The sequence below is a fragment of the Blautia sp. CAG:237 genome (assembly GCF_000436615.1).
Lineage (GTDB): Bacteria > Bacillota > Clostridia > Lachnospirales > Lachnospiraceae > Blautia_A > Blautia_A intestinihominis.
In genome coordinates, this window is the sequence record NZ_FR886736.1 from 33,532 (window position 1) to 45,557 (window position 12,026).

The 12,026-nt window shown below is 41.4% G+C and carries 15 protein-coding genes, 1 tRNA gene and 1 pseudogene; 9 read left to right on the top strand and 8 right to left on the bottom strand.

Annotation, left to right across the window (positions count from 1 at the left end; translation table 11 throughout):
• Window positions 1-3 precede the first annotated feature (3 nt).
• Both QZL69_RS07585 and QZL69_RS07590 read right to left on the bottom strand, forming a co-directional pair.
• Window positions 4-162, bottom strand: coding sequence for a hypothetical protein (locus QZL69_RS07585; protein ID WP_022214620.1), 159 nt, complete (start codon window positions 160-162; stop codon window positions 4-6).
• Window positions 159-395 (bottom strand): hypothetical protein, encoded by a 237-nt coding sequence (locus tag QZL69_RS07590; RefSeq protein ID WP_022214621.1) that lies wholly within the window; start codon window positions 393-395, stop codon window positions 159-161. The genes QZL69_RS07585 and QZL69_RS07590 overlap by 4 nt, the downstream gene beginning before the upstream one ends.
• A gap of 138 nt (window positions 396-533) precedes the next feature.
• Here QZL69_RS07590 and QZL69_RS07595 point away from each other — a divergent pair, with 138 nt between their 5' ends.
• Complete coding sequence (locus tag QZL69_RS07595) at window positions 534-755, top strand: hypothetical protein (protein WP_022214622.1); 222 nt, start codon at window positions 534-536, stop codon at window positions 753-755.
• Here QZL69_RS07595 and QZL69_RS07600 read toward each other — a convergent pair.
• The gene (locus QZL69_RS07600; protein WP_022214623.1) at window positions 752-1,252 is read right to left on the bottom strand and encodes a hypothetical protein; all 501 of its coding nucleotides are present in this window, start codon (window positions 1,250-1,252) and stop codon (window positions 752-754) included. The genes QZL69_RS07595 and QZL69_RS07600 overlap by 4 nt on opposite strands.
• Window positions 1,253-1,354: 102 nt before the next feature.
• On the opposite strand from QZL69_RS07600, the gene QZL69_RS07605 reads away from it, so the two are divergent.
• Window positions 1,355-2,182 (top strand): hypothetical protein, encoded by an 828-nt coding sequence (locus QZL69_RS07605; RefSeq protein ID WP_022214624.1) that lies wholly within the window; start codon window positions 1,355-1,357, stop codon window positions 2,180-2,182.
• A gap of 377 nt (window positions 2,183-2,559) precedes the next feature.
• On the opposite strand, the gene QZL69_RS07610 is transcribed toward QZL69_RS07605, so the two are convergent.
• The gene (locus QZL69_RS07610) at window positions 2,560-2,757 is read right to left on the bottom strand and encodes a helix-turn-helix transcriptional regulator (protein WP_022214626.1); all 198 of its coding nucleotides are present in this window, start codon (window positions 2,755-2,757) and stop codon (window positions 2,560-2,562) included.
• 146 nt (window positions 2,758-2,903) lie between these two features.
• On the opposite strand from QZL69_RS07610, the gene QZL69_RS07615 reads away from it, so the two are divergent.
• From QZL69_RS07615 to QZL69_RS07640, 6 genes and pseudogenes are all read left to right on the top strand, one after another.
• Window positions 2,904-3,347 carry a helix-turn-helix domain-containing protein gene (locus tag QZL69_RS07615; protein WP_022214627.1) on the top strand — a complete coding sequence of 148 codons (444 nt, stop codon included), beginning with the start codon at window positions 2,904-2,906 and terminating at the stop codon, window positions 3,345-3,347.
• 376 nt (window positions 3,348-3,723) lie between these two features.
• Window positions 3,724-4,023: a DUF2442 domain-containing protein gene (locus QZL69_RS07620; RefSeq protein ID WP_022214628.1), complete on the top strand. Its 300-nt coding sequence runs from the start codon at window positions 3,724-3,726 to the stop codon at window positions 4,021-4,023.
• A 20-nt stretch (window positions 4,024-4,043) separates the two neighbouring features.
• On the top strand, window positions 4,044-4,508 hold the full coding sequence (locus tag QZL69_RS07625; protein WP_291518896.1) for a hypothetical protein: 465 nt from the start codon (window positions 4,044-4,046) through the stop codon (window positions 4,506-4,508).
• 664 nt (window positions 4,509-5,172) lie between these two features.
• A pseudogene (locus QZL69_RS13985) lies at window positions 5,173-5,379 on the top strand (DNA translocase FtsK); the annotation flags it as partial.
• On the top strand, window positions 5,353-5,865 hold the full coding sequence (locus QZL69_RS13990) for a restriction endonuclease (protein WP_442852505.1): 513 nt from the start codon (window positions 5,353-5,355) through the stop codon (window positions 5,863-5,865). The pseudogene QZL69_RS13985 and the gene QZL69_RS13990, both read left to right, overlap by 27 nt.
• Window positions 5,866-6,023: 158 nt before the next feature.
• Window positions 6,024-7,121 carry a site-specific integrase gene (locus QZL69_RS07640; protein ID WP_022214631.1) on the top strand — a complete coding sequence of 366 codons (1,098 nt, stop codon included), beginning with the start codon at window positions 6,024-6,026 and terminating at the stop codon, window positions 7,119-7,121.
• A gap of 19 nt (window positions 7,122-7,140) precedes the next feature.
• Here the strand turns inward: QZL69_RS07640 and QZL69_RS07645 are convergent.
• From QZL69_RS07645 to QZL69_RS07660, 4 genes are all read right to left on the bottom strand, one after another.
• Window positions 7,141-7,220: transfer RNA gene (locus tag QZL69_RS07645), tRNA-Leu, on the bottom strand.
• 80 nt (window positions 7,221-7,300) lie between these two features.
• A complete protein-coding gene (locus QZL69_RS07650) occupies window positions 7,301-8,593 on the bottom strand; it encodes a diaminopimelate decarboxylase family protein (protein ID WP_022214632.1) in 1,293 nt (430 codons plus the stop codon).
• Between the two features lie 32 nt (window positions 8,594-8,625).
• Entirely contained in the window at window positions 8,626-9,504 is an 879-nt protein-coding gene (locus QZL69_RS07655; protein WP_022214633.1) for a hypothetical protein, read from the bottom strand.
• Window positions 9,505-9,570: 66 nt separating this feature from the next.
• The gene (locus QZL69_RS07660) at window positions 9,571-10,512 is read right to left on the bottom strand and encodes a magnesium transporter CorA family protein (protein WP_022214634.1); all 942 of its coding nucleotides are present in this window, start codon (window positions 10,510-10,512) and stop codon (window positions 9,571-9,573) included.
• 270 nt (window positions 10,513-10,782) lie between these two features.
• On the opposite strand from QZL69_RS07660, the gene aroC reads away from it, so the two are divergent.
• The gene (aroC, locus tag QZL69_RS07665; RefSeq protein ID WP_022214635.1) at window positions 10,783-11,877 is read left to right on the top strand and encodes a chorismate synthase; all 1,095 of its coding nucleotides are present in this window, start codon (window positions 10,783-10,785) and stop codon (window positions 11,875-11,877) included.
• Window positions 11,878-12,026: the final 149 nt, after the last annotated feature.

The window sequence follows — 12,026 nt, forward strand, 5'->3', positions numbered from 1 at the left end:
TTATTACTTTTCTGCCTGTTCCATCAGCCACAGCTTGCCGGCATAAACCATAATGGATAATCCTATTGCCAAAACGATTCTCTGGACGGTGCTGTCGATGATCCAGAACGGCAAGTATGTAGCTAAACTTCCGATCAGAGCGGAATCAATAAAGTCCTTCATGTCAATGCCTCCAAAATCTCATCCTCTGGAAACTTCAATCTGATGAATACCTTTCGGAGTTCCGGATATGTGAATTTCTCAGGATAATTTTTCTTTTCTTTGTATGTTCTGACTTTCATACCTGTTGCGGCCGCCATCTGCTCATCGGAAACGCGCTCGGCTTCCATCCGCTTTGCAATATTTCCTTTGAGCAGAATATATTTCTTGGCTTCCGTGGTGTAACGTATTGCCATTTTTCTCACTCCTTTCGTTTTGTTTATAAAGTTTTAATTAGATTGTCGAATGAGTTTTATTGACTCTCCTCTTCATTGCTTCTATCCTATAAATACAGGGTACTGGCATACCCAAGTACATATGAAAGGAGAATACGTATGTTAAGTCCAGATGCTATGGCTTTCATGAAACATCTTGCCGAATTGTATAAAACAACCGGCAACAATTCTTTCGATTTTATTGAATACATGAGCGTTCCTAATCACTCAGCTGCGCTCGAAGAATTGATGGCTAAAGGATATGTGTCCTGGAAAGATGATTTTCAGAATATCCTCGGCACTATAACCATTAACCTTGATGTCCTGAAAGAAGAAGATTAAACCTCTTCCTTTGGTTCCAGCAGTTCCTTCTTTTCCTGATCGGACTGCTGGAACATTCTTTTGATCTCTGTACTTTTTTCCAGAAATTCCTCAATGGTCATTCCTGACTCAAAAGAGAAACTGCTAACGTTAATTTTCATGTCTAAGATAGGACTGAGTTTTCCATCCTTATCCACTGACGAATACTTCAAGTCCTCCAGTCCGTCACTGATACATTTTCCATCAAGGAAAACATATGTTGCTGTTCCAACTGCTGCGATCATTAATTTGGGTACTGCTGTTTTCTTCATTCTTTTCTCACCCTCTCCCTGCTTTTCCGATTTGCTTGTCTGGTTATGGCGAAAGCAGTGGCTATTTTGTTTTTCAGATTCCATTAGAATCTGCTCCACCTGCGTCCACGCGGCAGACGCTTTTAATCTCGACCAATCGTGGCTCGTCATTTCGAGCTGAATTGAAACCTGACCAAGAATATTTTCACTGACGAAATAATCTAACATATATCTCCTTTCTGGTCTTAAACCATTGACTTTTTCTTGCTTATCTCCTATCTTTTAATCACAGGCACTGGCATGCCTGAATATTTACTCTAGGAGGTATCTATGGGAAACTCTCAAAAATTCAACCCTTTCATATGTTCAGAACTACAAGATTCTTTGAACAGACTTTCAAGTGTATATTCTGAATATTTGCAAACTGTTTTTTCTCCTGAAGTGTTAACTGCTCAAATACAACAGCTTCAAGAAGAAATAGTCAAACCTTACAAGCAATTTCTTCAGTCGTACACGCCTGCTATGTTTTCATCACTTGCCGACTCTCTTTCCCAAATGTCCGAAGCTATAACGGCCAGTGTACGCGATAATATAACAGCCGGTATGTACAACAGTTTGAATGAATCTCTAAAAGCTATAATTTCACTCCAAGATCTTCAACAACAGCTTGCAGACAGCGCACCGAAATCAAACTGCCCTGATAATTTTAGCGATTTATCCGAAGACGATTTTGTAATCGCCGATGAATCTGTCATCAAAACATATGAATTACCCGATTCTGTTTACATTCCTCTTGGAAATCATAGAATAAAAATTCCTACATCCACTTTCGTTGCTATTATAGGAATAATCCTCAGTGCAATGGTCTCGATTTCGCTTTCTATTATCCAATCAAAGTCATCACAAGCAACGCAGACTAAGCAAATGCAAATCGAAGAAGCCCAGCTTCAGCTTCAACGCTCCCAGAACGAGTTATTACAGCAGCTTCTCCATAATGTAGATGTTTCTTCTTCCAGTGAAGCCGAATCCATCAAGGAGTTAAAAGAAGCTGTTGAAGAACAGAATAAACAGTTTTCACAGATTCAAGACACAACTGCATCGACTGCAAAAGATCTTGATAGTTCCGAAGAAGCTGAAGATACTGACGGCTCCAAATAATAAGTAAAGTTATCATAGTCACCTGTGTAAGCACTAAAGCAGTCCCCAAACTTCTTATTTGCTTACGCAGGTGATCTATTTCTTTCTTCGTATTGTCCATCTAAACTGCCCTTCTTTCGTACGAATTATCCGCAAAACTTATCGGATTGACATCAAGATGTTTGCACAGTGTCAGAAATTCGTCCACTCGTAAATCGCGATTTCTTTTTTCATTAAAAAGGCTGTCATATAATGCCATATACGGAATTTTCGTTTTCCGTGATATATCCGACAAATTAAATCCTTTTTGTCTTATATACGCAGAAACCCGCAGTGTTGCTCTGTCCATTTTGTTCACTCCTTTCTGGTATTAAATTTATTTGTCCTTTTTCGTGACATTACGGAGTAAAAAAAATATCTTGCACAGTTTTTCCATAATAATTTGCAATTGCAATTTTAATAGAATCTCTAGGAGTTCTTTGCTGTGTTTCATACATTCCAAGCGTAGATGTAGCAATTCCTATGCCCTTTGCCACTTCCGCCTGGCTTTTATTCCCCCGTAATTCTATCAACCTTTTTCCGTATGGAATCACCATTACCCCTCCTTTCTGTCACGTTTTGTGACTAATTGAAATATATCACCATCTGTGTCTTTTGTCAATCACTATTCGTGACATTTTTGTATTTACTTTTATCACGTTCTGTGATAACATGATTTTAGAAACTACACAGGAGGGGCATTATGGGAAACTTCCAAAACGTATTCCGTCAGTTACGTCTTTCATCTAACCTGACGCAAAATGAAATGGCTGAAAAGATAGGTATTTCTCGCAGTACTATCGGAATGTATGAAACCGGTGCAAGGGAACCTGATTTTGAAACTCTCGAAAAGATAGCTGACTATTTCAATGTAGATACAGATTTTTTACTTGGTCGAACCAGCCAAACAACTTTATTGCCAGAAACTATAGGTGCCTATTCAAAAACGCGGGAACTCACTGCAGTATATGAACAATTATCCCCGCATAATCAAGGTAAGGTCCTCACCTATTCAAAAAGTCTTCTCTCCGCTCAGCAGATGGAGGAAGACGTTCTAGCCGCCCATGCCCGCACAGACGTTGAGCAGACACCGGAGGGTGTTCAGCATGATCTTGATATTATGAATGATGATTCTATGTGGGATTAGATTGTATTCGACCGAATACGCAGATACTTTGACAATATAATATACTTACCAGGGCAACTGGGAGGATGCGGTACCACTCCGTTTCTGAGTCTTGCAGAAAGGAGTGGGGCTTATGAGTACATATGAAGAATTTATGATTATCCTGAACACAGGACTTTTAATCGTAGCTATTCTGAATCTGAAAAATAAGAAATAGCATCCCCGCTCTGGTCAAGTAGGATGCTATTTCTATAACTCTTATTACACCAGAAACGGATAGGTTTCAGCTATCGTTCCAGTTGTCTTGTTAAGTATATTATACAAATGTTCAAAATATTTGTCAAACCATATTTTATTTATGAACTTTGAAAAGAGAGTTTTATTATAAGGAGGAATCATGTTTGAAGTAAATGGAATTTTGTATGCAGGTTCTACAAAAGAATTATTGAAAATACAGGATGCAAAGGTTACAGGAGAGAAAATGTTACTTCTTACTTTCTCTTCCGGTGAGAAAAGAGTATTTGATGCTACTGTTTTAAAAGAGGAAGTATTTACTCCTTTAAATGATCCTGATATTTTTAGCAATTTCAAGATTGTCCATGGAGTTGTTACGTGGATGGACGAGGAGATTGACTGTGCCCCAGAATATATGTATGAACACAGCTATGCCTACCCATCCTTAAAATCCGCAATTTGATTTTAAAAGGGGTGATCCCGTTGAATTACGAACAGTTACTGACTGCTGCCGATCAGAATGGTCTGGCAGTAAAAGAACATCCTCTGACAGATCATGACGGTCTGCTTAAAGGAAAACGGATAGCAATCCGAAAAGATATAGAAACACAAGCCGAGAAATCCTGTGTTCTGGCTGAAGAACTTGGTCACCATTACACCAGTTCCGGGGATATTTTGGATCAGGATAATATTATGAAACAAAAACAGGAATATCGTGCCAGATTATATGGTTATAACCTCAAGATTGGATTAACCGGTCTGATCCGGGCTTATGAAGCTGGGTGCAGGAATCTGTATGAAATGGTAGATTTTCTGGATGCTACAGAAGAATATCTGAAAGAAGCTATCCAGTGCTACAGATCTAAATACGGCGTGTGTACCGCTATTGATAATTATGTTATTTATTTTGAACCGTTTGCTGTTATGCGAATGATTACTGCTGATTAAACTTCAGCATAAAAGCTATATCCTAGGAGAAAAGAAAGTGGCAAAACAAAAGGATACCGGCGGTTGTGGAACACGCTTTATATTATTTGCTGTACTATGCGCCACCGGACAATTTATAGAAGAAAATTATACAACAATATGCATTATATTAGGAATTATTGCATTCATAATTTTGTTTTGTATATTCTTTAAACGCAAAAAGAAGAAAGAGAATACTTCATTACAACCTGATATAAAACAAACAGATACTCCACCTGACAATTATTTAGTTCCTAAGCCTTCTCCATCTGATCGTGCAGCTTTTTTGTTAAAAAAGGCGCATCACTTGGCTGATATTCTAAATACAACGATAGACCGGGAAGAATTTTATACATCATTCGACGAACTTAATAGTACTTTAAGGTCTTTATCTGAACTTGAAGGAGTAGTTGATTTTTCTGGCAAATTACCGTCTGTAAATTTAATGGAAATTAACGCAGAGAAGCAAGCAAGTATTGATTTCTTGGAGCGGCGAATAAAAGAGGCTGAAACGCAAATCTCAGATAATTCTGATTTCACACTTGAAGCAACGCAAAAATATTCATCAAAAGAAGACACTGAAATTCAAGGCCAAAATAATTTGGATATTGAATCTACTCCAAAATTCAAAAATAAATTAGAAGTTGACCGTTATTTTGTAGAAGCAGGAAAATTCATAATAGAAAAAAACAGAGCATCTATTGGTATGCTACAGCGTTTATTTAAAATCGGTTTTAACAGAGCGGCAAGGATTATAGATCAGCTTAGCGATGCTGGTGTAGTTGGTCCAGAAGATGGCGTTAAACCAAGAAAAGTTCTTATGTCGATGGAACAATTCGAAGATTTTTTAAAGACTGTAGAACTTATAGATTCCATTTCGAGTGAAAATACAGTTTCTGATTCAAATTTAAGCTTTTCCTCTCTCCCCAATCCAATTGATGATAGGATTCGAATGTATAACGGAAAATATGATTACATGGAAGGGCATGATTTTGAACAATTCTGCGCAAAGCTCCTTAAAGCAAATGGTTTTTCCAATGTCTATGTGACCCCAGGAAGCAACGACCAGGGAATTGATATTTTAGCCGAAAAACTTGGAGTCAAGTATGCAATTCAATGCAAGAGATATTCTTCAGATGTAGGAAATAAAGCTGTTCAAGAAGTTTTTGCAGGAAAATCATACTACAACTGCCATGTTGGTGTCGTTCTAACCAACAGATACTTTACGCAATCAGCTAAAGAACTAGCAGAAAAGACACAAATTTTTTTATGGAATAGAGATATTCTTAATGCACTTTGTGAGAATTATTATAAAGAAAATCCATCAGAAAACAAATAAAAAAGAAACCGGCTCCCACGCCAACAGGAACCGGCTCAGATCTCCGAAGAGATGCTCTTTTTGCAAACATATTGTATCATCTTCGGAACAGACATACAACCAGAACGTTTGTGTGTCTGTTATTTTTGTACCCAATTTTAGGAAAGGAAGATGATATTATGGCAACTGCAAAGAAATTACCATCCGGATCATGGAGGTGTCAGGTTCTCTCTCATACCGAAGAATACACTAAACCCGACGGAACTATTGGCAAAAGAAAAATTCGGAAGTCTTTCACTTGTGATGATCCAACCAAGAGAGGAAAACGTATCTGTGAACAGATGGCTGCTGAATGGGCCGCAAGTAAGGAGCAAAGCTCAATTACTGCCGGAACTCTTAAATTCGGAGAAGCACTTGAAGATTATATTTCCTCGCGGGAAAATATTCTTTCTCCCTGCACAATCAGAGATTACAGGGGAATTCAGCGAAATTACATTCCATCCCTTATGGATATAAAGATTGACGACATCACTCAAGATGATATTCAAAAAGCAATTAACCTTGAGGCCGTCAAATTATCCCCTAAAACTGTTCGTAACATACATGGCCTAATATCCGCCGTACTACGGATATACAGACCGTCTATGGCGCTAAATACAGCCTTACCAAAGAAGAAACGTGTTGAGCTGTATATTCCTTCTGATGCAGAGGTAAAGATTCTTATGAACGCAGTACAGGGAACTGAATTGGAAATTCCAGTGCTTCTTGCTGCTTTCGGACCAATGAGGCGCGGTGAAATCTGTGCTCTGGAACATTCAGACATAAACGGCAATGTCATTCATGTCTGCAAGAACATGGTCCGCACGATTGACAACCGGTGGATCATAAAAACACCGAAATCTTTTGCTGGCGATCGATATATCGATTTTCCAGATGACGTGATCAGGAAATTACCAGGCCGACCAGGAAGGGTTGTCAGTCTGAATCCAGGACAGCTTACCGACAAATTCGAAAAGTGCCTAAAGAAATGTAACTTACCTCATTTCCGCTTCCATGATCTAAGACACTACTCAGCGTCTATTCTTCATGCGTTGGGAATTCCAGATGTTTATATCATGCAACGCGGCGGTTGGGGAAATGATGGAACACTTAAAGCAGTTTACAGACATGCTCTATCAGACAAAGCACAGGAAATGAACAAACTCGCAAATGAGCATTTCGAAGATTTGTTGTCAGGTGGTTCTCACGAAAGTTCTCACAAAAGAAAAAAGCCTTGAAAACTCAAGGCTTTTAAAGTGCCGCTGGCCGGACTCGAACCGGCACGGTTTCCCGCTTGATTTTGAGTCAAGTGCGTCTGCCAATTCCGCCACAGCGGCACAAGAACCGAAAATTATATTATCATAATTTCCGGTTCCCTGCAAGTGTTTTTTGGAATTATCTGTAATAATAACAAAAATTATTTGTAAAGTTTATCTTCGTCCTCAAGAAGTTTCTCATAGATCGGGAAGCTGTCGAAAGTTGCAAAATAATCCTTCGGTGTCTCTGCTCTTCGGATCATCTCGAAGCTTCCATCCTCATGGAGAAGGATCTCTGCGGATTTGAGTTTACCATTGTAATTGTAACCCATTGCAAATCCGTGTGCTCCTGTATCGTGGATTACAAGCAGGTCGCCCATCTCGATCTCCGGAAGGTAACGGTCGATCGCAAATTTGTCGTTATTCTCGCAGAGAGATCCTGTGATGTCGTAGAGATGATCGCATGGTTTGTCCTCTTTGCCCATAACGGTGATATGATGGTATGCACCATACATAGCCGGACGCATCAGGTTTACTGCGCAGGCATCTACACCGACATATTCTTTGTGGGTGTGTTTCTCATGGATGGCTTTTGTTACCAGGCAGCCATACGGTCCCATCATGAAACGTCCAAGTTCTGTATAGATCGCAATGTCGTCCATTCCAGCCGGAACAAGAACTTCCTCATATACCTTGCGGACACCTTCACCGATCACTCGGATATCATTCGGAGTCTGATCTGGTCTGTACGGGATTCCGATTCCACCGGAAAGATTGATGAACTTGATGTCTGCTCCTGTCTCTTCGTGAAGTTTTACTGCCAGTTCGAACATTACTTTTGCAAGCATCGGATAATACTCATTTGTTACGGTATTGCTGGCAAGGAATGCATGGATACCGAAATTCTTGGCTCCTTTGGATTTGAGGATACGGAAAGCATCAAAGATCTGCTCTGTTGTCATTCCGTATTTTGCATCTCCAGGGTTGTCCATGATATCATTGCTGATCTTGAACACACCGCCCGGATTGTAACGGCAACTGATCGTCTCCGGTATCTTGCCTACAGCACGCTCTACTGCTTCGATATGTGTGATATCATCCAGGTTGATGATTCCGCCGATCTCATCTGCATAACGGAATTCTGCTTCCGGAGTATCGTTGGAAGAGAACATGATATCACCTTTTTTGCATCCGATCGCCTTGGAAAGCATCAGCTCTGTCATGGAAGAGCAGTCGCAGCCACAGCCGTACTCCTGAAGGATCTGGATCAGATACGGGTTCGGAGTTGCCTTTACAGCAAAAAATTCTTTGAAGCCTTTGTTCCATGCGAATGCTTCTTTTAATGCTTTTGCATTCTCGCGGATTCCTTTTTCATCGTAGAGATGAAACGGTGTCGGATACTGTGCTGTAATCTCTTTCAGCTTGTCTAATGTTACAAACGGCTCTTTTTTCATAATGTATATCTCCTCGTTTTTATTATTACCTGTTATTTCACATGCTGATGCGTAAACAGATGATCCTGACAATACTCATAATTTCCATTGCATTTGGAACAGAATCTGAATTCCAGGTTCGGATCGTCCTTCTCTGTTCTGCCGCAGATTGCGCATTTGTGCTTGGTGATACCGCCTGTTGCCGGATTGACCCTGCTCTGTGCGACCGCTTTCTTGAACTCTCTTCTTCTGTGAACTTCCTTAGGATTATATCGCTGCATGTTTCTTGTGCTGAAGAAGAACAGCACGAAGTTCAGAAGAGAGGCAATGATCGGAACCACATATACCCAGAGTCCCATTCTCAGATAAGTGATCATATCATAAAGAATGATCGCACCATAGACGATCGCCATCCATTTCATCTTGATCGGGATCACAAACCACAAAAGGATCTGCATATCCGGGCATGACATCGCATAAGCAAGAAATACAGAAAGGCTGACGTAATATGTCGTAAACACTCCGCCGCCAATCATGTAGCTCACTCCACCGATCGTAACATAACCACCTGTTATAAAATAAGTCAGAAAAGCGGCGATCAGCACAAAGAACAGTCCGGAAAAAATATACAGGGTATATCGAAAAGCACCCCAGGTACGTTCCAGAGAAGTTCCAATCGGATAATAGAAAAACAGGATAGAGATCACAAACAGCAGGAAATTTCCTGTGCTTGGCGGGTAGATCACCCAGGTCACAAGTCTCCAAACCTGTCCGTGAAGGATCTTTGCCACATCAAGGCTCATCATATCCATCAGATTCGGATTCAGGTAAGTCAGAAAATACCCCACCACATAACAGATGATCACATACATCGTCAGGTTCTCAACCCCGAATCGTCCAAACTTACGTTCCAGTTTATCAATCCAATTCATAAAATCACTTTTTCTCCTTTTCAGTCATTATACTGTTTGGAAAGATGAATCCCCCTGCTAGAAATGTTAGAAATATTTCTTTTTTGACAGGAAGATCGCCGCCACGATACTTGCCACGATCGAAAGCAGTATGACGATCAGGAATCCCCACTGTATGCTGGAAAACGGCATACCTGAGGGATTCAGATTCATTCCATAAGCGCTGAACACGATCGTCGGGATACTCATAACGATCGTGATCACAGACAGGATCTTCATGACGTCATTCAGGTTGTTGGAAATAACTGACGCAAACGCATCCATCATGTTGGCAAGGATACCACTGTAGATATTCGCCATCTCGATCGCCTGCGTGTTCTCGATGATAACATCCTCAAGAAGTTCGGTGTCCTCCGGATACTTCTTGATGCTCTCGATCTTGATCAGTTTCTCCAGAACAGCTTCATTGGAACGAAGAGATGTCGTAAAGTATACCAGTGATTTCTCCAGTTCCAGAAGCTCGATCAGCTCCTGATTTCGCGGTGAAAAGTGTAGTTTCTCCTCCACCTGTTCACTCTTCTTGTCAATAATACGCAGATAGCGCAGGTACATACTTGCATTTCTGTACAAGATCTGCAGGATAAAACGTGTCTTCATATAAGTAAAGAAATTGCGGACACGCCCTTCCATAAATCTCGTCAGTACCTGTGTGTCTTCCAGGCAGATCGTAAAGATCATTTTGTCTGTGACAATGATACCAAGCGGAATAGTACCATACCAGTCCTTATCATTACGCTCCTCGATCATCGGGACATCCACCAGGATCAGTGTGTAAGTGTCCTCTACCTCGATACGGGAACGCTCTTCCTCATCCAAAGGAGCTCGCAGGTCGTCGACCTCAATCTGGAACTGTTCTGAAATTTCAAAAATCTCTGTCGCTGTCGGATTTGTCAGTGCAACCCAGCAGCCGTCCTGCGGTTCCTGAATCTCATGGATCGCTCCATCTGATGTTCGAAACATTCTAACCACGATTCCACTCCCCTTCCACTCTTATTTGTCTGTTGCCGCTCATTTCATTCACAGCAACTTTTGTTAACCCATAGGTCAAACACAATTTTCATTATAAGTTGTGTGTTGTTCTTTGTCAATTCCAACCGTTTTGGATTTACACAATTTTAATAGAAGCACCGGAAACCTTGTCTATCCTGTTGTTTTTCACGGGTTAACGTGTTAAAATATGGTTGTCTGCATGGTTTTTACCATATCGGACAGTATATTTCAGGAAGGAATCATATATTTATGAATAAATCAAGTTTTGGGAATCATTTTACCGTTACCACCTGGGGAGAATCCCATGGCAAGGCTCTCGGAGCTGTCGTAGACGGCTGCCCTGCCGGTCTTTCTCTCAACGAAGAAGATATCCAGAAATTCCTTGACCGCCGTAAGCCTGGTCAGAGCCGCTACACCACCGCACGTAAGGAAGGCGATCTTGTAGAGATCCTCTCTGGTGTCTTTGAGGGAAAAACAACCGGAACTCCGATCTCACTCATAGTCAGAAACACAGACCAGCGTTCCAGGGATTACGGCAACATTGCTTACACCTATCGTCCGGGACATGCCGATTTTACGTTTGATGCCAAATATGGTTTCCGTGATTACCGCGGAGGCGGCCGTTCTTCAGGACGTGAGACGATCGGTCGTGTGGCAGCAGGGGCGATCGCAGCAAAGATTCTTGAAACTCTCGAGATCTCTTTCTACACCTACACCAAATCTATTGGACCTGTAAAGATCGAAAGTTTTGATGCAGAAGAGATCAGCAAAAACGCTTTCTATATGCCGGACGCCAAGGCAGCCGAGGCAGCAGGGGCTTATCTAGAAGAATGCATGAAGAATCAGGACAGCGCAGGCGGTATCATCGAATGCCGAATCAAAAACGTTCCTGCCGGTCTCGGAAATCCGGTCTTTGAAAAACTGGACGCCGTTCTTGCCGAGGCAGTCATGTCGATCGGTGCTGTCAAAGCGGTGGAGATTGGCGATGGAATCCAGGTTTCTGCGATGAAAGGCTCCGAGGACAACGATGGTTTCCATATGGAAAACGGACAGATCACCAAGAATTCCAATCACGCCGGCGGCATTATGGGTGGAATGAGTGACGGAAGTGAGATCATCCTCCGCGCTGCGGTCAAACCGACCCCATCGATCAGCCAGCCACAGAATACCGTCACAGACAGCGGAGAGGAAACTTCTCTTGAGATCCATGGCCGCCATGATCCTGTTATCGTGCCGAGAGCCGTTGTTGTTGTAGAGTCCATGTGCGCCCTGGCGGTCGTGGATGCACTTTTTTCCAATATGACATCCCAGATGGATCGTATTCAGGAATTTTACCAGAAATAATATTCAAAAACTTCCCATACCATATCGGTGTGGGAAGTTTTTGGATTTACCAGATGTTTCAAACACATATATTGGCTAGTCTGTGAACTACTCGGCAACAAGTTACCAGAGACCAGAGCATCTGAAATCTGGCGGGATACCGCCTTTTT